The organism is Luteolibacter arcticus, assembly GCF_025950235.1.
GTDB classification, from domain to species: Bacteria; Verrucomicrobiota; Verrucomicrobiia; order Verrucomicrobiales; family Akkermansiaceae; genus Haloferula; species Haloferula arctica.
The window spans coordinates 286101-306761 of sequence record NZ_JAPDDT010000005.1; the positions used below are offsets into that span (position 1 = coordinate 286101).

Annotated in this window: 18 protein-coding genes; 7 read left to right on the top strand and 11 right to left on the bottom strand. The window is 62.7% G+C overall.

Going from position 1 to position 20661, the window contains the following annotated elements; all coding sequences use genetic code 11:
• Positions 1 to 3: 3 nt before the first annotated feature.
• The gene (locus OKA05_RS14280; protein WP_264487837.1) at positions 4 to 987 is read right to left on the bottom strand and encodes an AAA family ATPase; all 984 of its coding nucleotides are present in this window, start codon (positions 985 to 987) and stop codon (positions 4 to 6) included.
• Positions 988 to 1124: 137 nt separating this feature from the next.
• On the opposite strand from OKA05_RS14280, the gene OKA05_RS14285 reads away from it, so the two are divergent.
• The 6 genes from OKA05_RS14285 to OKA05_RS14310 all read left to right on the top strand — a co-directional run bounded on the left by OKA05_RS14285 (position 1125) and on the right by OKA05_RS14310 (position 9281).
• On the top strand, positions 1125 to 2459 hold the full coding sequence (locus OKA05_RS14285) for a sulfatase family protein (RefSeq protein ID WP_264487838.1): 1335 nt from the start codon (positions 1125 to 1127) through the stop codon (positions 2457 to 2459).
• Between the two features lie 51 nt (positions 2460 to 2510).
• Entirely contained in the window at positions 2511 to 3179 is a 669-nt protein-coding gene (locus OKA05_RS14290; protein WP_264487839.1) for a DUF2306 domain-containing protein, read from the top strand.
• Positions 3176 to 3589: a hypothetical protein gene (locus OKA05_RS14295; RefSeq protein ID WP_264487840.1), complete on the top strand. Its 414-nt coding sequence runs from the start codon at positions 3176 to 3178 to the stop codon at positions 3587 to 3589. The genes OKA05_RS14290 and OKA05_RS14295 overlap by 4 nt, the downstream gene beginning before the upstream one ends.
• A gap of 140 nt (positions 3590 to 3729) precedes the next feature.
• Complete coding sequence (locus OKA05_RS14300; protein WP_264487841.1) at positions 3730 to 4551, top strand: hypothetical protein; 822 nt, start codon at positions 3730 to 3732, stop codon at positions 4549 to 4551.
• Positions 4552 to 4866: 315 nt separating this feature from the next.
• On the top strand, positions 4867 to 8433 hold the full coding sequence (locus OKA05_RS14305; RefSeq protein ID WP_264487842.1) for a pilus assembly PilX N-terminal domain-containing protein: 3567 nt from the start codon (positions 4867 to 4869) through the stop codon (positions 8431 to 8433).
• Between the two features lie 23 nt (positions 8434 to 8456).
• Positions 8457 to 9281, top strand: coding sequence for a hypothetical protein (locus OKA05_RS14310; RefSeq protein WP_264487843.1), 825 nt, complete (start codon positions 8457 to 8459; stop codon positions 9279 to 9281).
• A gap of 14 nt (positions 9282 to 9295) precedes the next feature.
• On the opposite strand, the gene ureC is transcribed toward OKA05_RS14310, so the two are convergent.
• From ureC to urtB, 8 genes are all read right to left on the bottom strand, one after another.
• Positions 9296 to 11017 carry an urease subunit alpha gene (gene ureC, locus OKA05_RS14315; RefSeq protein ID WP_264487844.1) on the bottom strand — a complete coding sequence of 574 codons (1722 nt, stop codon included), beginning with the start codon at positions 11015 to 11017 and terminating at the stop codon, positions 9296 to 9298.
• 106 nt (positions 11018 to 11123) lie between these two features.
• Positions 11124 to 11432 carry an urease subunit beta gene (locus OKA05_RS14320; protein WP_264487845.1) on the bottom strand — a complete coding sequence of 103 codons (309 nt, stop codon included), beginning with the start codon at positions 11430 to 11432 and terminating at the stop codon, positions 11124 to 11126.
• A gap of 73 nt (positions 11433 to 11505) precedes the next feature.
• The gene (locus OKA05_RS14325) at positions 11506 to 11808 is read right to left on the bottom strand and encodes an urease subunit gamma (protein WP_264487846.1); all 303 of its coding nucleotides are present in this window, start codon (positions 11806 to 11808) and stop codon (positions 11506 to 11508) included.
• A 3-nt stretch (positions 11809 to 11811) separates the two neighbouring features.
• The gene (locus OKA05_RS14330) at positions 11812 to 12090 is read right to left on the bottom strand and encodes a hypothetical protein (protein WP_264487847.1); all 279 of its coding nucleotides are present in this window, start codon (positions 12088 to 12090) and stop codon (positions 11812 to 11814) included.
• Between the two features lie 118 nt (positions 12091 to 12208).
• A complete protein-coding gene (urtE, locus tag OKA05_RS14335) occupies positions 12209 to 12934 on the bottom strand; it encodes an urea ABC transporter ATP-binding subunit UrtE (protein ID WP_264487848.1) in 726 nt (241 codons plus the stop codon).
• A 10-nt stretch (positions 12935 to 12944) separates the two neighbouring features.
• Positions 12945 to 13712, bottom strand: a complete 768-nt coding sequence (gene urtD / locus OKA05_RS14340; RefSeq protein WP_343226964.1) for an urea ABC transporter ATP-binding protein UrtD — start codon at positions 13710 to 13712, stop codon at positions 12945 to 12947.
• Positions 13709 to 14839, bottom strand: coding sequence for an urea ABC transporter permease subunit UrtC (urtC, locus tag OKA05_RS14345; RefSeq protein ID WP_264487850.1), 1131 nt, complete (start codon positions 14837 to 14839; stop codon positions 13709 to 13711). Before urtC ends, urtD begins: the two co-directional genes overlap by 4 nt.
• Complete coding sequence (gene urtB / locus OKA05_RS14350; RefSeq protein WP_264487851.1) at positions 14839 to 16551, bottom strand: urea ABC transporter permease subunit UrtB; 1713 nt, start codon at positions 16549 to 16551, stop codon at positions 14839 to 14841. Before urtB ends, urtC begins: the two co-directional genes overlap by 1 nt.
• Positions 16552 to 16769: 218 nt before the next feature.
• Between urtB and glgP the strand changes: the two genes are divergently transcribed.
• Complete coding sequence (gene glgP, locus OKA05_RS14355; RefSeq protein ID WP_264487852.1) at positions 16770 to 18431, top strand: alpha-glucan family phosphorylase; 1662 nt, start codon at positions 16770 to 16772, stop codon at positions 18429 to 18431.
• Between the two features lie 465 nt (positions 18432 to 18896).
• On the opposite strand, the gene xdhC is transcribed toward glgP, so the two are convergent.
• Positions 18897 to 19667: a xanthine dehydrogenase accessory protein XdhC gene (xdhC, locus tag OKA05_RS14360; RefSeq protein ID WP_264487853.1), complete on the bottom strand. Its 771-nt coding sequence runs from the start codon at positions 19665 to 19667 to the stop codon at positions 18897 to 18899.
• Positions 19668 to 19809: 142 nt separating this feature from the next.
• Complete coding sequence (pucL, locus tag OKA05_RS14365) at positions 19810 to 20655, bottom strand: factor-independent urate hydroxylase (protein WP_264487854.1); 846 nt, start codon at positions 20653 to 20655, stop codon at positions 19810 to 19812.
• Between the last annotated feature and the right edge of the window lie 6 nt (positions 20656 to 20661).

Here is a 20661-nt window from a genome sequence, read left to right on the forward strand (position 1 = left end):
GCCTCAGTAGGTCGGTTCCTTGGTTTCGCCGATCAAGGTGCGGACGAGATCGGCGGCCTTCAGTCCTTCCCCGGTGGCGCGGTAGTTCGGCACGATGCGGTGGCCGAGCACCATCGGTGCCGCCTTTCTCACGTCGAAGGCCTCCGGCGCGGCGCGGCCTTCCATGATCGCGAAGGCCTTCGCACCGAGGATCAAGTACTGCGACGCCCGTGGGCCCGCGCCCCACTCGATGTAGGTGTCGGCGGTTTTCTTTCCGGAATTGGGCCGGGTCGAGGCCGTGAGATCCACCGCGTAGCCGAGCACGTGATCTGCCACCGGCATCGCGCGGACGAGCTTCTGGATCCCGAGGATATCCTGACCGGTGATGACCGTCGCCAGCTCCGCGGTCTCGCCGATGGTGGTGCGGCGGACGATGTCGATTTCCTCCAACCGCGACGGGTAGCCGAGATCGAGCGAGAACATGAAACGGTCGAGCTGCGCTTCCGGCAGCGGATAGGTGCCTTCGTGCTCGATCGGATTCTGCGTGGCGACGACGAGGAAAGGATCCGGCAGCAGGCGGTTCTGCCCGGCGGTGGTGACGCGGCGCTCCTGCATTGCCTCCAGCAGGGCCGACTGGGTCTTTGGCGGCGTGCGGTTGATTTCGTCCGCCAGCAGGAGATTCGTGAATACCGGGCCGGGGCGGAATTGGAATTCCATGCGCCCTTGGTGCTCGTGGATGACCTCAGAGCCGAGAATGTCCGAGGGCATCAGGTCCGGCGTGAATTGGATGCGCTTGAAATCGACGCCCAGCACGCGTGCAATCGACTGCACCAGCAGGGTCTTCGCGAGACCGGGCACGCCGATCAGGAGGCAGTGGCCATTGGCAAAGAGCGACGCGACCAGTCCGCGGACAATATCGTCCTGGCCGACGATGACCTTTGCCAGCTCGGCCATGATCGCCTTCGAGGCGCGGGCCACATCATCGGTCTTACTTCCGGGGGAGCTCATGGCATTTTAACTTAATAAGTCCACTGACGCTGGAAGCCGTCTTTCCTAGTGGCAAGAATGAAACCTTTTGTCACAGGAAGTTCATTCGCCCTTCACAGAACGAACCGGCCTCTCGGCGCGTAACCTTATAATCAGAGATGAGCTGCAGTTTCCTTTCCATTTTCGCGGTTGGTTTCGCATTGACCCTTTCCGCAGGAGCCAAGCCGCTCAATATCGTGCTGCTCTATGCCGACGACTGGCGCCACGACACGCTCGGCTGCGCCGGCCATCCGGTGGTGAAAACGCCGCGGCTCGATGGCTTGGCCAAGGACGGCGTGCGCTTCACCCGGGCCTGCGTGACCACCTCCATCTGCGGCGTGAGCCGGGCCACAATGCTGACCGGCCAATGGATGTCGCGCCATGGGAACCGCGGCTTCGACGCCTTCCGGACGCCGTGGGAGGAAACCTGGCCGGGCATCTTGCGCGAAGCAGAATGGTGGTCCGGCCACGTCGGCAAATGGCACTGCGGCAAATTCCAGGCGGGCCGCTTCGACTTCGCCCGCAGCTACTCCGGCACGCATTTCCTCAAGCAGGAGGATGGCAACGAGATCCACGTCACCCGCAAGAACGAGACCGATGCGCTCGACTTCCTGCGCGAGCGACCGAAGGACAAGCCGTTCTGCCTAGCGGTGAATTTCTTCGCCACACACGCCGAGGACGGCCATCCGGATCAATATCGTCCGCAGCCGGAGAGTGCGGCGCTTTATCAGGACATCACGGTGCCGACGGTGGCGGACACCTTCGCCAAGCTGCCGCCCGGCGTGGCGAGCGAGAAGAACGAAGGTCGCCGGCGCTGGCACCTGCGCTTCGATACCCCGGAGAAATACCAGACCTCCATGAAGAACTACTTCCGTCTCGTCTCGGAGGTGGACACCGCCTGTGGCCGCGTGCTGGACGAGCTGAAGTCGCAGGGCTTGTTAGAAGAGACGCTAGTCATCTTCACCACCGACAATGGCTACTTCCACGGCGAACACGGGCTGGCCGACAAATGGTATCCCTACGAGGAGTCCATCCGTGTTCCACTCATCGTGCGGGATCCGCGATTGGCACCGGAAAAGCGCGGGACCACGAATGATGCCCTCGTCCTCAATGTCGACCTTGCTCCCACCATTCTGGCCGCCGCGGAGAAGACCGCGCCCGCCACGATGCAGGGCAGCAATTTCTCCCCGCTCTACCTCGCACCCGAGAATCCCCCGTGGCGCGAAGACTTCTTCTACGAGCACGCCGTGATCCGCGACAAGGACTTCATCCCGGCCTCGGAAGCATTGGTTACGCGGGATTGGAAATACATATTCTGGCCGGATAGCGGCTACGAGGAACTCTTCGATTTGAAGAACGATCCCGGGGAGCAAGCCAACCTCGCGACGACCGAGCCGAAGCGACTGGAAGCGATGCGCGAGCGCTTCAGGACTCTCAAGGTGGCAGCACGCTGAATTTACCTGCGATTTACAGCGCTTGGCTTCGATGACGGGCATGATGCCCTCGTGTTTCCCATCGCCATCTCCGCGTTCCGGTGGATCGGTTGGCTCGCCTACCTGACCGGGGCGCTGCTCATCGTGACAAATACGGTCGCGGATTTCGGCCCCGGCGGCGAAGGAATCTTCATCGGGCAGCGCGGGGCCATCGGCGAACAACCGGTCTGGCTTCTCTGCCTGTACGTTCACGTTGCCAGCGGCGTGGTCTGCCTCATCGCGAGCCTGCCGCAGCTCTCCCGCATGGTGCTCCGCGGTTTTCCCAAACTCCATCGCTGGAGCGGCAGGATCTATGCGGCCACCATGCTGATCCTAGTGTGTCCCAGTGGAATGTATCTGGCGCTCCATGCCAAAGGTGGAGTCCTGGGGAAGGCGGGCTTCCTCCTGTTAGGCGCGGCCACGTTCCACACCACCCTGCGCGGCGTGACCTCCATGATCGGTGGCTCGCGCGACCTCGCGGCCCATCGCGGGTGGATGACGCGCTCCTTCGCTTTCGCCGCCAGCGCCATCACCTTCCGCATCCTTCACCTCGTCTTCTTCCAGCTCGGGCTGGCCGAGGAGACGAACTACGTGACTTCGCTGTGGCTCAGCGTCCTCGGCAATGCCGCGGTCGCCGAGCTGGTCCTCCGCCGCCGCTCCCGGAGCTCCGCAATTTCTTCCCCCATTCCATCCGTCTCATGAAAACGAAATCATCCATCCTCGCGCTCGTCGCCGTGACGGCGCTGCTGCAAGCCGCCCCACCCCAAGCTCCCGCCTCCACTGCCGAAGACTTGGCGAAGCGAAAGGTCGCCACCGAGATCTACGCGAAGGTCAACCGGATGAGCGGTAGCTTCTCGCGAGCCGCGCCCGGGCCGAGCCATCAGCTCGAGTTCCAACCTCAGATGCTGGTGAAAGAAGAGTCACGCCTTCCCTTCACCATTTCCCCCTCGCGGAATCCAAAGGTATCGCCGCAGTTGCAGGGCTACGTCCGCCTTTCCGACCAGCAGATCTTCCTTCTCGATGCGAAGACCGGGAAGCACCACCCCGCCTATGAAGACCCGCGTTTCGCTCCAGCGCTTCTACCCAAGGTCGAGCCGGCCAAGCCGTTGTAAGGAGACTTGTTAGAAAGACCTGACCTCCATGAAGAGCAACGCCCTGCGAACGTTCCAGCGACTCCGAAGTGGCAGGCCGAATGTAGTCGCCGGGTCCTCACGCCGGATCGTAGCCTCGCCGGCAAAGGAGGAACTCACTCATGGACCCCTCAACCCTGTTCGCCGTGGCCCCGACCTTCCCGATGGACGATGTCCGGATCAGGGACCGGAGCCGGGAAACCATGCTGCGCTCGCCGCTGACGTGGTTGCCTCTGCTCGGAGCGGGCGCGATGGGTTTCGCGCTGGATGCGGGCGTGGCCGGCTTCGTCCTTCTCCTCGGCGCGACCGTGGCGCTGGTCTCGCGGTATTGGAAGAAGCGACGGCCCGCCGTGGACGCGGCCAGCCTGCGCGAGTTGATCGGGGAGAGCAATGCGGCTCAGGATCAGGAGCTGAAGCGCATCATCGGCAGCCTGGAGTCGAAGGGCCTGCCTCAGTATTCCCTCTGTCTCGGCCGTTTCCTCTTCCTCAAGCAAAAGATCGAGAAGGACGTCCATCGCGGCCAACACTTCGCCGTCTTCGCGCAGGAAGTGGAGAAGGGCGTGGACGGCATCTGTGCCGAGGTCTGCCGCGAGATCACCGGCATCCGGGCGCGCGAAGAACGACTCGGCGAAATCCTGACCTCACGTCAGCCCACGCAACTGGAGCGCTTGGAGAGCGCCCGGCGCGAATCCCACGCCGCGATCCTTCACGCCTACACCTCGCTCTATCAGGTTCATGCCGAGATCCTCGGACTCGGTTCCGATCCCACGGAGCGGGAGACAGTGGAAGATCCCGGCGAGCTGCCGGGCCAGCGCCTACAGGAAATCCTCGGCGGCCTGCGCGATGAGGCCGACATGATCGCCCGGACCCACGCGCGCATCCGGCGGACCATCGAGGAATGTCCGCCGGCAGTCGAGGCACCGAGGCCGGAGGTGGTCTGCTAGACGCGACGGGTACCATGGCCCCGGCACCCCGTCCATGGGCTCGCAGCCCTCGGCGGTGACGGAGGAAATGTCGGGACAGGGCGTGCAGGCCACCCGGCTGGGGCGGCCTCGGAGGGTCTTTTCCCGCACTTCCCGCGGAAGATCGCGAGCTTGCCGCGGGCAGGCCGGGTTCCAGCCAGACCGAAATTTGCGGATGAAGTGCGGGAATGGATCTAAAACTGCTCATTTTTGACCATGAAATCTCGCAATGAAATTCCGGATTGTAATTACAAAGCAAGGTCGTATGGTCGAGGAAATCGTTTTTTTGCCATGTTCATGATTAACAAAGCCTCCCGGCGTGGCCGGCAGTCTCGGGGTTTCGCCTTGGTTGTCAGCTTGTCGCTGATGGTCTTGCTCACGGTGCTCGCCGTGGGACTGCTCACACTCTCCACAATCTCAGTACGCTCGTCGTCCCACGGGGAGGCGATGGCGGTGGCCAAGGCGAATGCCCGGCTGGCCGTCATGCTGGCGGTGGGCGACTTGCAGAAATTCGCCGGTCCGGACAAGCGGGTCACCGCGACTTCCTCAATCCTGCCCGGCAATCCGGCCAATGACAAATGGGTCGGCGTGTGGCGGACGGATGCCCTGAAAGGGGAGGCCGCCGGCACTGGGATCATCCGGACGGACACCCGGTCTGGCACCGGCTACACCGACCGCCGCCAAGGCCAGACCTACAAAGCCCCCGACCAAGTCCTCACCTGGCTGGTGAGCGGCATGAACGGCACGAACGCGGACCCGACAGTGGCCCTCGCGGACGCGGACTCGGTGAAGGTTCGCTCCGGAAGTTCGCCCATCCGGGTGCGAAAAACCGTCGTGGCCAACCCGGCGAAGGGCGCATTCGCCTACCACGTTTCCGACGAGAGCACCAAGGCGCGGCTCAATCTCGAGGACCCCTATCAGGCCTCCCAGCCGGACTCGGCGAAGCCTTCGGACAATGGGATGCGCCGCTGGCTCTCACCGCAGACGTCCGACGGCACGGCATTTTTCCAAGGGGAGGCGTTGGAGGTCGGGGAGGCCGCCAAGGTCGTCAGCCGGAACCAGCTGATGCTGTCGCCGGTGGCCGGAGGGATGGCCCTCTCGGATTTCCGGACGTATGGCCTGGAGCACGACGATGAATTCACCACCTCCAGCCGCTCGCTGCTCGCGGATCCCATGGGCGGTGGGCTCAAGGGAGACCTGACCGCGTACCTGGAGAATGGCGTCGCCCCGGCGCTTGGGCCCATTACAGCCATCACCGACACCACCGCGCTGAACGGCATCCTCGGCACCACGCGGACGAAGTCGGGCCCGAAGTTCGGCATGCTGCGCAACTGGTATGACCTGCGGAAGCAAGTCAGCCGCTCCGGCGGTGATTTCAGCATCGCCACCCAACTCCCGAATACCACCGGCCAAGGCAACGTGAACATCGTGGATCCCGGTGTGAAATTCGTGAAGCCGGTCATCCAGCCCGTGATGACCGAGGCGGTGTATTACCTCAATCACGTGCTGGAAGGAGCGCCAGCCTCCAGCCGCCTCATCGAGCTGATCTATCCGCGGGTGGTGCTATGGAACCCGTTCTCGGTCAAAATGAAGACCACCGGCCATGTCGTGCTCTTCGAATTCTACCGCGGCCAAACCATCGACTGCACTTACAAGGACACCAATGGCACGGACGTTACGAAAAGCATCAACAACAGCACCAGCCCCGGTCAGAAGGCGCGGCTGCTGGGCTTCTACGTCCCGCCCACCGACTTCGAGCCCGGCGAGGCGCTGACCTTCAGCTCGCCCGGCGGAAACCGGCCTTTCAACGCCAACGACCTGCGGAGCAACGCGCTCACGGCCAGCGCCAGCCCCGCCGATCTCGGCTGCTTCACCAACGAGTGGGCGTCAAACACCCTCGGGGCCGTGAACCAATCGACGTTGGTGCTCAAGTATAACCAAGGTGGAAACACCTATTGGAACGGTAGCAAGATCGACGGCCGCACCCAGACGATCACCCTTCACGCCCTCAGCGGGAGCGGGGCAGCGACGGCCACCAGCCTGCTGAGCAGCAACGGCAGCCCGGCGGTCCGGCAGCTCTCCATGGACAACTTCTCGCGGGACAACAATGGCCGCTGGCTGCCCGACTACACCAAGCGGAACATCCGCCATTTTTCCGACGTGAAGAACGGCAAGATTCCGCCCGACTCGCTGCTCGCCTACGGCGGACGCTTCCGCTTCCAGTACGAAACCTACTCCAACCGCGTCCACGGTGGTCCGAACAAGGAGCCGTGGTATGGTGCCCTGCTCGCCCATCACAACATCAACGCGCCGAACATCCACCGCTGGCCCACCGACAACATGTTCGGCATGCAGTACACCGCGATGACGGGGGGCGAAATGAGCACCTTCGGCCCTCACCTCTACACCTATGGCGTCTGCGCCCAAGCCCGCCAATGGTCGCCATGGCTGGATCCGGAAGTGATGCCGCGCCGCGCCCCCTCGGGATCGATGTATCGCACCGCAGTATTCACCGACGCCTCCTTTGCCACCGCCAGCAGCGTCTATCCGGTGTATGACATCCCCTTGCCGGACACGCCGTTGACCAGCCTTGGCGCCCTGCAGCACGTCCCCCTCTCGCCGTTCACCTGGCATCCGACCCATGCCATCGGAAACTCGATCCCGTCGCCATTCGTCCCGGTGGGCAACTTCACTTCGAACCCGGAAAGAACCGAAACGACGCAGTGGACCGACAAGGTTTCCAAGCTCACCTCTTCCAACAATCCCGACATCACCGGCTTCAACCAGGTGCCCAGGGAGGTGCTGGTCAACGATCTCTCGTTCGAACTGAACCAGGCCTTGTGGGACCGCTACTTCCTGTCCGCCATCCCGCGGACCGGTAACGGCTGGGACGGTGATCGCTGGGATTCAACCATGCCTCTTCCGAATTCGCGGCTCGTCATCAACTCCGCCGTCCCACAGGCCGACAACCAGTCCGAGCTCCTCGACTTCCATCGCTCCGCCCAGGCGCTCTTGCTGGACGGTGGCTTCAACGTGAACTCCACCAGCGTCACTGCCTGGAAGAGCCTGCTGCGCTCGTTCCGCAAGGTGAACGTTCCGGGAGATTCTAACTCCGACCCTGACGAAGGAGCCGGATTTCCAGGCCACCTCATCACCCGCGGCTCCTCCACACCAAGCGCTCTCGATGCCTCCAGCGACCGTTTCTGGCGTGACTATCGCAAGCTTTCGGATGAGGAAATCGACACCTTGGCGGTGGCCATCGTGGCTCAGGTGAAGAAGCGCGCGCCGTTCCTCGGGGTCGCGGATTTCGTCAACCGCCGTCTCGGCACCACGTCGGACGCCACCAAGGCGGAAACGGTCTTCGCGGGAACCCTCCAGGCCGCTTTGGATCAGACGACCCAGATCAACGATAACGGCACCAACAACGCAGAACTGAAGCTGCCGGACTCCAACGCAGCCGCCAACCAATTCAACTACGGAGCACCCTACTGGGGTGGTCCCGCCCTCACCCCGATCGTGCAGCAGTACTCCGTGTACCACTCGCGTCCCCGAGGTGCGACGCGCCCCGAAGGCTTCGACGCCGCCTCGCAGCTCACCCAGGCCGACATCCTCCAGCAGCTCGGGCCGGTGCTCGTCGCCCGCGGCGACACCTTCGTCGTCCGCGCCTGCGGCGAAGCCCACGACGCGAACGGCAATCTCACTGCCAAGGTCTGGTGCGAGGCGGTCGTGCAGCGTTCGCCGGTCCCCATCACGCCCGATCCTTCGACCAACGGCCTCAATCCTCTCGTCGAGGCGAACAAAACCGACTGGGGCCGCCGTTATGTCATTGAGAGTTTCCGCTGGTTGGCCCCTAGTGAGATCTGAATCGCTTTGCTATCGTTGATCCCATGTTTTTGCGTCGTCTGATTCCGGCCCTTGCCGCCTTGATCCTGCCGCTCACGGCCGAACCGCTGCCTGAAGGCCACTTCGTCGATTTCATCGTGGTGCCGGTGGGACCGGTGCCGCTCGCCGAGTTTGAAAAAGGAGCCGCGCCCGCAGCGGGAGGACAAGGCAGTGGCGTGCAGGTCAAGGAAGTCGATCCCACCGAGGTGCCGCCGAATGCCGTCTATGTGAAGAAGGGCAATACCACCTACCAGATCCCGTGTTTCCTCAATGCCATCGGCACGCCGGTGCGCACGCCGGTGGCCGACACGGAGGTCACGCTCCAGATCAAAACCGGCACTGCGGTCGATGCCATGACCAGCCTCGAGAAATGCGTGGTCCCCGCGGACGCACGCTGCGTGCTGGTGCTGCTCACCAAACCACTGGGCGAGAAAAAGTGGACCAAGCCGACGGTCACTTTCATACCCGTTCCCCAGTCCCAGGTCCCGCAGATCCTCGTGGCGAATGCCTCGATGGCGGCCTCCTGCGGCGCGGTGTTTGAGGGCGCGACCAAGATCCTGCTGCCTCCGCTCAAGCGCCATGTCTGGAAACCCGCGCCGGGCAAGGCCCAACCCAATGCCGCCGTGGCCCTCGCCATGAATGGCGGCGGCAAGTTCCTGCCTTCCCTCTACGAAGACCGCCTGACGCTCGCCAAAGGCAGCACCTCGATTCTCATCGCCTACGAAGTCACCGCCCAGGAGTCCTTCCGCGGCGGAAAATACGCCGCCTCGACCGTTCCCCCGGGCGAATTCCGGCCCGCCACCGAGTATCCGGAGAAGAAGACGCCCTGACCGCGGCGCGGGATTCAAAACAAGAAATACCGCTGCGCCATCGGCAGCTCGGCCATGGGCTCGCAGCGCAGCTCGCGGCCGTCGGCGGTGACGGTGTAGGTCTCGGGATCGACGGTGATCTTCGGCATCGCGTCGTTGAAGGGCAGGTCCGCCTTGGTAACGGTGCGGCAGCCCTTCACGGCCACGAGTCGCTTCTGCAAGCCGAGGTCATCGAGTGAGCCGGAATCGAGCGCGGCCTGGCTGACGAAGGTGAGCGAAGTCGAGCGGATGGCCTTGCCGAAGGCGCCGAATTGCGGGCGATACATCATCGGCTGCGGCGTAGGAATCGAGGCATTCGGATCGCCCATGTTCGCCCACGCGATGAGGCCGCCCTTGAGGATTGTCTCGGGTTTCACGCCGAAGAAGGCCGGCTTCCAGATCACGAGGTCGGCGAGTTTACCGACCTCGATGCTGCCGACCTCGTGGGCGATGCCATGGGTGATGGCCGGGCAGATCGTATACTTGGCGACGTAGCGCAGCGCGCGGAAATTGTCGGCGGCGGGATGCGACGGTCCTTCGAGCGGGCCGAACTGCACCTTCATCTTGTGCGCCGTCTGCCAGGTGCGCGTGATGACCTCTCCGATCCGGCCCATGGCCTGCGAGTCGGAGGACATCATCGAGATCGCGCCTAGGTCATGGAGCAAATCTTCCGCCGCGATGGTCTCCGGGCGGATGCGGCTTTCGGCGAAGGCGACATCCTCGGGAATCCGCGAGTCGAGATGGTGGCAGACCATGAGCATGTCGAGATGCTCATCGATCGTGTTCACGGTAAAAGGCCGCGTCGGATTGGTGGACGAGGGCAGCACGTTGGCCTCGCCGCAAACGCGGATGATGTCCGGCGCGTGACCGCCGCCAGCACCCTCGGAGTGATAGGTGTGAATGGTGCGGCCTTTGAACGCGGCCAGCGTGCTCTCCACGAAGCCGGCTTCATTGAGCGTGTCAGTGTGGATGGCGACCTGCACGTCCAGTTCATCGGCAACGCTGAGGCAAGTGTCGATCGCAGCGGGGGTGGTGCCCCAGTCTTCGTGAAGCTTCAGGCCGATCGCTCCGGCGAGGACTTGCTCGCGCAGCGGCTCGGGCGAGGAGCAGTTGCCCTTGCCGAGGAAGCCAAGATTGATCGGGAACGCTTCCGCCGCCTCTAACATCCGGCGGATGTTCCACTTCCCCGGCGTGCAGGTGGTGGCGTAGGTGCCGTGCGCCGGACCCGTTCCACCGCCGATGAGCGTGGTCACGCCGCTGGCAATGGCATGCTCGATCTGCTGGGGACAGATGAAATGAATGTGCGTATCGATACCGCCGGCGGTGATGATGCAGCCTTCACCGGCGATGACCTCGGTGCCCGCGCCGATGACCATGTCGATGCCATCCTGCAGCAGCGGATTCCCCGCGTGGCCGATGCCGACGATCCGGCCGTACTTGATGCCGATGTCGGCTTTGATCACCCCCTGCGCGGCATCGAGGATGAGCGCGTTGGTGATGACGAGGTCGAGGCAATCGGCATCACACGCGACCGGCGACTGCGCCATGCCATCGCGGATGACCTTGCCGCCGCCGAACTTCACCTCATTGCCATAGCCGCCCTTCTCCGCCACGAGGTCGCGCTCGACTTCGATGAAAAGCTCCGTATCCGCAAGGCGCACCCGGTCGCCCACGGTGGGTCCGAAAGTGCCAGCGTAGTTGGCGCGGGTTTGGTTCATGGAAGTAGCAGCGGCACTGGGAGCGCGGAATTCATTCCGCCCGAAGCACTCGATGGTCGTACAGGCGGAATAAATTCCGCGCTCCCAGTGCTCTCTCGATTCATCTTCATCCCAAAGGCCCGTTCACCTTGTTGTTCAGCCCGTAGATCTCGCGCTTGCCTGCAAACGCGACCAAGGGCACTTCCCGCGTATCGCCGGGCTCGAAGCGGATCGCCGTGCCCGCAGGAATGTCCAAGCGAAAGCCACGGGCAGCGACCCGGTCGAACTCCAGCGCCTCATTCACCTCCGCGAAGTGGAAGTGGCTGCCCACCTGCACCGGACGATCCCCGGTATTCGCCACGGCGAGCCTCAGCTTCTCAAGGCCGGTGTTTAGCTCGATGACGCCGTCGGGCGTGATGACTTCTCCAGGGATCATTCTGAGATGGGGGATGAAAAGCTCCGGGCGTGAGAGGCATCCACGATCCACCATCTGCCATCTACGATCTTCTTCATCTCACTGGGTGGTGAACGGTGACCAGCTTGGTGCCATCGGGGAAGGTCGCCTCGACCTGGATGTCGTGGATCATTTCCGCGACGCCTTCCATGACCTCGTCGCGGGTGACGAGCGTGGTGCCGTAGCTCATGAGTTCGGCCACGGACTTGCCGTCGCGGGCTCCCTCGAAAAGTTCGGAGGTGATCAAGGCGATGACCTCAGGATAGTTCAGCTTCAAGCCACGGTCACGACGGCGGCGAGCAAGGTCGCCAGCCACGACCACCAACAGCTTCTCCTGTTCGCGGGGGGACAGGTGCATGAGTCAAGACGCGGCGAGCAGTGCAAGCGATCCACCGAAGGCGATGACCGCGCCGATGCGGACCTTGCGGCTCTTGTTGAAGTGGAACAGCAAAACCGAAGTCACAAGCATCGCAGCCAACGCGACCTCCATCCAGCCATGCAGGTGCAGCCAATCGGCGCGGAACTGGTCGAACTCATCGTCCTCGCCCGGCGGATGATAGTGGCCCGGATGGGCGGCAGCGATGGCGGGCAGCAAGGCAAACAAGCCTAACAGCAGCTTGCGGAGGGTTTCGCGGATCATGATGACGAAAGAAAGTGGGACCGGGATGGATAGGATGAATGGGATAAAGACAGGCACCGGATCCCATCCTATTCATCCCATCCATCCTAGTCCTGATTCTTGAAGAACATGGCCAGGGTCAGACGGTGAGGAATTCCTTGATGAGTTCGTCGGTGAGGCCGGTCATCGGGCCATTGGCGGCGACACGACCGCGCTCGAGGATGCAAAAGTCATCGCCGAGCTCCTTGCAGAAATCCAAGTACTGTTCGACTAGTAGAATCGCCATCTCGCCTTCCTCGCGCAGCATCTTGATGGCCTCGCCGATCTGATCGATAATGTTCGGCTGGATGCCCTCCGTGGGCTCGTCGAGAATGAGAAGCTTCGGCCGGGTCAGCAGCGCACGACCGATCGCGAGCTGCTGCTGCTGGCCGCCCGAAAGCATGCCGCCCTTGCGCGGCAGGAACTCCTTGATGATGGGGAATAGCGTGAAAACACGATCGACTTCCTCCTTCTTCGGCTTCCGCCCTCGGGCGATGGTGCCCACGTAGAGATTCTCCTCCACCGTGAGCTGCGGGAAGATCTCCCGACCCTGCGGGACGAAGCCGAGGCCCTTGAGCGCCCGCCGTTCCGCGCTGAGACGCGAGAGCACTTCACCTTCAAGCGAGATGGAGCCATTGTCGGCCGCCATTAGGCCGGTGATCGCCTTGAGGGTGGTGGTTTTACCCACGCCGTTGCGGCCCATCAGGCAGAAGACGGTCTTTGGCCGGATCTCCAGGCTCACGCCGCGAAGGATGCGGCTGCCGCCAATCGACACGGACAGATCGCTGACGGAAAGGGTCGGGGCTTCGGTGGCTACGGCACTCATCGTACTTCAATCAAGCGGCTTTCTTCTTTCGACCGAGGTAAACTTCGATGACGCGCTCATCGTTCTGCACCTTGTCCACCGATCCCTCGCAAAGGACGTTGCCCTGGTGGAGCACGGTGACGAGGCGGCCTTCGGAAATCTGGCGGACGAAGGTCATGTCGTGCTCGATGACGACGATCGTGTGCTTGCCCGCGAGCGAAAGCAGCAGTTCGCCGGTGCGGTGCGTTTCCTCATCGGTCATGCCCGCGGCGGGTTCATCGACCAGCAGCAGCTTCGCATCTTGCGCGAGCAGCATGCCGATCTCCAGCCACTGCTTCTGGCCGTGGGCGAGCGATCCGGCCTTGGCGTGGGCGCGGTCGGTGAGCTTGATGGTGTGGAGGATCTCATCCATGCGGACTTCCTGCTCCTTCTTCACCCGGCCAAAGAGCGAGTGAAGGATGCCGCGCGAACCGGCAAGCGAGAGCAGCAGATTCTCCCGCACCGAATGATCCACATACACCGTCGGCGTCTGGAACTTCCGGCCAATGCCGAGCCGATAGATCTGATACTCGTTCATCTTGAGCAGATCATGCGTCTGCTCGAAGTGGAGCGTGCCACTGTCCGGCTTGGTGCGGCCGGTGATGAGGTCGAGGAAGGTGGTCTTGCCCGCGCCATTGGGACCGATGACGGTGCGCAGCTCGCCTTTCTCAAGGGCGAAGTTCAGGTCGCGGATCGCCTGGAATCCGGAGAAGGACTTGTTGAGTCCCTCCGCGGCCAGGAGGTAATGCTGCATGCTCATTTGGTCTTCGCGGCGGAGTTGAGGAGTTCGTCTTCGGCGGCTGCCAACCTGCGGTCCTCGCGGCGGGCAATCAGTGCGCGGATCTGGCCGGGGATGCCGACGATGCCCTTCGGCATGAACAGCACCACGAGCACAAAGGAGCCACCCAGGATCAGCGGCCAGAGATCGGGAAACTTGTTGCTCGCCCAGCTCTTGAAGGCATTCACCGCAATCGCCCCGATGATCGGGCCGAAGAGCGTGCCACGGCCTCCGACGGCCACCCACACGACGGCTTCGAGCGACTTCTCCGTCATCATCTCGCTGGGATTAATGATGCCGACCTGAGGGACGTAGAGTGCCCCGCCAATGGCCGCGATCATGCCGCTGATGACGAAGACGAAGAGCTTGAAATTCGCGGCCGAGTAACCGGAGAAGAGCACTCGGTTCTCGCTATCCCGGATCGCACGCTGGATCAGGCCATAGCGCGAAGTCGTCAGCCACTTGCAGAAGATGAAGACCAGCACCAGCGTGACCGCGGACGCGATGTAGAGCATGCGCTTCGTCTCCGGCAGCCGGATGTCCGCACCGAGGATGCTGCGGAAGTCGGTGAAGCCATTGTTCCCGCCCATGTAGAGTTCATTGCGGAAGAACATCAGCGCCGCGCCGTAGGTCAGCGCTTGCGTGAGGATCGAGAAATAGACCCCCTTGATGCGAGAGCGGAAGGCAAGGTAGCCGAAGATGCCGGCCAACAGGCCAGGCAGCAGGAAGACCATCAACGCCGCGAACGGGAACGAATGGAAGGGCTCCCAGAAGCCGGGCAGTTCCTTCCGCCCCATGAAGTCCATGAAATCGGGCAGCGCGCTTTTGTAAACGGCATCCGGCCCGATCATCAGCATCAGGTGCATGCCGAACATGTAGCCACCGAGCGAAAAGAACAGCGATTGACCGAGACAGAGCAAGCCGGTGTAGCCCCATAGCAGATCCACGGAAATGGCGAGGATCGCGTAGCAGAGATACTTGCCCCAGGTATTGAGATAGAAGTCTTCGATCACGCCCGCTGCATTGAGCGCAGGCATCCCGACCACGAGGAAGAGCGCGACGGCGGCGAGGCCAATGGTCGGAGCCTTGGCAGAGAGCGAGGTATTCATCAGTCGAGGCTACGGGAGCGGGTGGCGAAGAGGCCCGAGGGCTTCCACTGGAGGAAGAGGATGATGGCACCGAGCACGAGGATCTTGCCGGTGACTGGATCACCAAGGATCTGCTGGAGCGACTGGTCGGCCATGCCGATGCCAAGCGCGCTGATCACGGTGCCGAAGATATTCCCCACGCCGCCGACCACGACGGTCATGAAGGAGTCCACGATGTAGTCCTGGCCGAGATTCGGCCCGACGTTGCCGATCTGGGAAAGGAACGCGCCCGCGAGCCCGGCGAGGCCGCTGCCGAAGGCAAAGGTCATCATGTTCACGCGCTCCGTGCGAATGCCCATGCAAGCAGCCATGCTGCGGTTCTGCATCACGGCGCGAATCAGCAGCCCGAGCGAGGTCTTGTTGAGCGTCGCCCAGGTCAGGAAGATGATCAGCACCGCGAACCCGATCACGAACACGCGGTTCCAGCCGAAGACGATGTCATTCACGGTCCAGTTCCCCGAGAGGAAGCCCGGGCTGTCCACCTGCACATTGTTCGCGCCGAAGATCAGGCGGAAGAGCTGCTGCATCACCATCGAGACACCCCAGGTCGCGAGCAGCGACTCAAGCGGCCGCTTGTAGAGGAAGCGGATGATCCCTCGTTCCAAAACCAGCCCGACCAAAGCGGCGGTCAGGAAACTCGCGGGGATCGCAATCAGGAAGTAAGCATCCCCAGCGAATCCGGAGAGGTTCCACTTCGCGAAGATGTTCTGCACGATGTAGGTGGTATAGGCACCCACCACGATGAGTTCGCCGTGGGCCATGTTGATCACGCCCATCAGGCCGAAGGTGATCGCAAGGCCGATCGCGGCAATCAGCAGGATGCTGCCTTTGGAAAGTCCGCGGAACACCGTGCCGGCGGAGTTCACGAACGAAATGTGCGAGTCGATCTCCGTCTGGGCCGCGTCGCAGGCCGCAACCAGGCTGACCTGACCGGCTTTCTCCGCATCGCCCCGCACGGTCTTGATCGCGCCTTGCGAGGCGATCGAGCCCATCGCGCCAAGCTCCTTCACGGCGACATCGCGGACCGCCGCGTCCTCGGATCGCAGCTTCAGCATCGCGATGGCCTCGGCGAGCGCGTCCTTGATCTTGCCGCTCTTCTCGGTGGCCGCGAGTTGTTCCAGCAGCGGGAGCTTCGCCAGATCCTGCTCCAGCCCCGTGTCCTGCACAGCCCGCATCCGCTTGGCGATGTCCGGGGAAGAGAGCGCGAGGCGGTCGGTCACGCCCTTCATCACGCGGCGCAGCGATGAATCGGTGTCCGCCATGTAGAGGTCATCCTTGGTCACCCGCAGCGGTGTGCCGTCTTCCGCGGTGACCGGCTTGCCGTCGGCGAGCGCCGCCATCGTGACTTTCCCGTCACCGTCCGGCTCGCCGCCCAGCAGCACCGCCAAGTTGTTCCCCGCGGCATCCTGATATTGATAAATCTCGCCCTCTTTCCATTTCGTGAGCAGCGGGACCACCTCGTCCGCGCTCGCTGTGGCAAGGGATTCCACGAGCGCCTTTTGCTGGTCCACGTCCATCAGGACCGTGGCTTCGGCGACGATTTCCCGCGGTGTCTTGGCGGCGGGTTCTTGCGCGGAAAGCGGCAGCGAGGCAAAAAGTCCCGTCAAAAGAACAAGCCACGCGCACAGCCTGACGCCGGCAATTCCCATTCTCCCTGAAGGTGCGAGTGACATGGTGAATCTACGCAAGAGCACCCGCCGTGCCACTCCACCCCGCCGTCTCTGTCACCTCTTCCCACCCGGCTTCCGCAAAATCGGACGAGCTGGTACGGAAATCGCATCCCCGTCGCCCGGGCTCGACAAATCCGCCCGGCTAGCCCAACCCTAACTGCGGTAGCCACCCCCCAAACCGCCACGCTATCAGCGACATTCCCTTTCATCCCGCAGCACCCATGTCCGGATCCTTTCTCCCGAAACCATTCTCCCACGCCTACGAGATCGACCCGAAGTTCTCGAAAAGCGCCGTCTATTTCTCCTGCGAATTCGCGATCGACCAGATCTTCAAGATCTACTCGGGCGGCCTTGGCTTCCTCGCCGGCTCTCACATGCGCTCCGCCGCCGCACTCCGCCAGAATCTGTGCGGCATCGGCATGCTGTGGACCTACGGTTACTACGATCAGGCCCGCGGCGAGGAGCGCGAGATGGCCGTGCAGTTCCGCAAGAAGCACTACGCCTTCCTGCAGGACACCGGCATCAAGTTCCAAGTGCCGGTCCACGGCCACCCGGTGTGGGTGAAGGCGATGTTCCTCCCGGGCGATATCTTCGGCACCGTGCCGATGTTCTTCCTCACCACGGATCTGGACGAGAACGACCACCTTTCCCGAGCCATCACGCATCGTCTCTACGACAATGACCCCCTCCGCCGCATCGCCCAGTACATCGTCCTCGGTGCCGGTGGCGCGAGGCTGCTGGAGGAACTCGGCGTGGATCCCGAAGTCTGGCACCTCAACGAAGCCCACGGCTTGTCCGCTGCATTCCGCGTCTTCGAACGCACCGGAAACGTGGATGAAGTAAAGAAGCGCTTCGTCTTCACCACCCACACGCCGGAAGAAGCGGGCAACGAGAAGCACGACTTCAAGCTGCTCCATGACTTCACCTTCTTTGGCAACGTGGCGATGGATACGATCCGCGGCATCACCGGCATCGACGGTGACGTCTTCAATCACTCGCTCGCCGCGCTGCGCCTGAGCCACCTGTCCAACGCGGTCTCGAAGCTCCACGGCGACGTCTCCCGCAAGATGTGGGAGCACTTCCCGAACATCTGCCCGATCACCCACATCACCAATGCCCAGAACGCTCGCTTCTGGAAGGACAAGGGGCTGGAGAACTCGCGTCAGGAAAGCGACATCCACACGCTCGCCACCCGCAAGCGCGAGCTGAAGGCGAACCTCTTCCAAACCGTCGCGAACCAAACCGGCAAGCTCTTCAACCCCGACGTCCTCACCATCGTGTGGGCCCGTCGTTTCGCCGGCTACAAGCGCCCCGACCTGATCACCCGCGACATCCGCCTGTTCCGCTCGCTGGTGAACAACAACGAGCGCCCGGTGCAGGTCATCTGGGCCGGCAAGCCGTTCCCCTTCGACTTCGGCGCGATCGAGACCTTCAACCACCTCGTCCAGACGACCAAGGACTTCCCGAATGTCGCCGTGCTCGTCGGCTATGAGCTGGAACTCTCGCGCCAGTTGAAATACGGCGCGGACATCTGGCTGAACAACCCGGTGGTCACCCGCGAAGCCTCCGGCACCTCGGGCATGACCGCCGCGATGAATGCCTCGGTCAATCTCACGACCTACGATGGCTGGGTCTGCGAATTCTCCAAGGACGGTCACAACAGCTTCATCATCCCGCCCGCCGACCCGAGCCTCGACCCGGAAGCGCGCGACCGCCACGACCTGCTCGGCTTCTACGATGCCATGGAGCAAAAGATCCTCCCGCTCTACTACGGCGATCCCGACGGTTGGTGGAAGCTGGTGCTCAACTCGATGAACGAGGTGGTGCCCTTCTTCGACTCCGACCGGATGGTCACGGAGTACTACGAGAAGATCTACGCGTGAGGAGGACCGGCCTCCCGGTGAGGGACACTGGCAGCAGTGACCTTTTTCGTCCCAACGGGATGGTCATTCTCCGTCCCAACGGGACGGCTCATAACAGCCCGGCACGAAGTGCCGGGTGGACCGCCAGCAAGCATGGTGTCCCAACGGGACACCTCATGGGGGGTGCGGCGGATTCACCCCCAAGCTCCCGCCCATCTGTGTTGGTCCCGTGTATGTCCGACGCAGAGCGCCATTCAATGCGAGCCCGGATCCGGTCCGGGAATACGGCCGTCAGAAGCATGAGGCGTCACGTTGTGACGCGATCGGTTTATCCTGCCCACCCGGCACTTCGTGCCGGGCTCTTATGACTCGTCCCGTTGGGACGAAGAAGCGATCGGCAAACTGGGAACGCGGGATTTATCCCGCCTGGATGGTAGGTTCACCCGACCGGTCAATCGGAATTAACCCCGCGCTCCCAGTGGACCTTCAGTAACCTCGTTTCTCTAACAACTGCGCCGCGATGCTGATCGCGATCTCTTGCGGATCGTTGCCACCGATCGGCAAACCGAGTGGGCAGGTGATCTTCTCTAACAAATCCTCCCCGGCGCCTGCTTCTCTCAAGTCACGGAGCAAGGCGGCCCGCTTCGACGCACTGCCGATGACCCCGAGAAACGGAATGCCGGGATACCGCGCCAGCACCTCGCGCAAGACTGGCACATCACTGGCGTGACCCTTGGTGATGGATAGCACGAATGACTGACCGGTGACCAACTCGACGCCATCCTCGAAGACCGTCACGGGGTGCGTCGCCATATTCTTCCCCGCTGGCAGCCGCGACAGCCAATCGGCACGGGTATCGATCACATCGATCCGGCAGGAAAGCGGCTGCAGCACCGGCACCAGCGCCTGCACGATGTGACCGGCACCGAAGATGACGATATGCCATGGCGGCCTCGCGGCGACGCGCTCGAACAGCAGCGTCATCTCCCCGCCGCAGGTCATGCCGATGTCGCGCTGGAGATTCCAGCAGACGAGGCGGGTGGTTTCCTCCGATGAATCTAGTAGTTCAGTCCCCTCGGCAAGCGCACGTGCTTCGATCCGCCCACCGCCGACCGTGCCACTTTGCAGGCCATCACGGGTGACGAGCATTTTCGCCCCGGCCTCGCCCGGCACGCTGCCACGCGCGGCGGCAACGGTGACGACGACGACATCGGTGCCGGTTTCAGTGAAGCGGGCGATTTCCTGCCAAGGCGTCATGTGAGTCAATGTAGCGTCGGTCTATGACCGTCGCACTTCAGCGGCATCGGCCGCATCGGGAGATTCTGTTTTCGGATGCACAAGGATGCGGCTGATGCCGCCAGTTTCCGACGGTCATAGACCGCCGCTACATTTTATAAGTTCATCGCACGATCACCGCCTCGATTTCGCCGTGTGGCTCATCGGTAGGCAGCAGCACGCAGCTTTGCCCCGGCCGGCCGAGCTTGGCGAGATCAAGCCCGAGGAAGTGGACGTTCGGCATTTTCAGTTCGATCCGCGAAATGGCCGGCACGCGTTCCAAGGCGACCTCACCAATCTGATAGAGCGTGCGCTGTACCGAGGGGCTGTAGGTCGTGGCGAAGACCTCATGCGCGGCGGCAAGGATCGCCATGTCCGCCGCCACGAAGTCTTCTGTTAGATTTATGAACTCCCATTCCGCCGCCAAACGCGTGGCAAAGACGCGGTCGGTGGTCGGCGGCAGGGTGGTAAGCTCGCAGACATTGTAGCCAGCGAAGCCGGACTGCGTGCTCTTCATCACGAGATGCCCGCGAATGCCTGACGAAAGTTGCGGCGCTTTCCCGCGGAAAAATGCCGCCCGCGAAAACGGCTCCCCATTCCCAGCGTGAACGAAGGCATGCGGGTGCGGCTTGCCTTCGATGCTCATGCGCTCCCACTTCCGCTCGCGCAGCTCGACCTCCACGCCAGCGAGGTGCGCGTACTTCGCGAGGAAGTGCTCGCCGATGATCTTCGCAAAACTCGTCCGGCAGGTTTCGAGATGATCATGAGCCAGCACGTGGACGGTGTTCTTCACCGTGTCCGTCGGCACGACCGACGAGTTGTCTTCGGAAAGATAGGAGCCCGCCAGCTCGCCGTGGAGAAGCACATCCGCCTCGAGCTCGCAGACATCGTGGTGCGAGTCGTCATGCCGCAGGACTTTCATCACGCGGACGCGGAACTTGCCGTAGCGATTGGATTCAAGCGTTGCCACGAATGG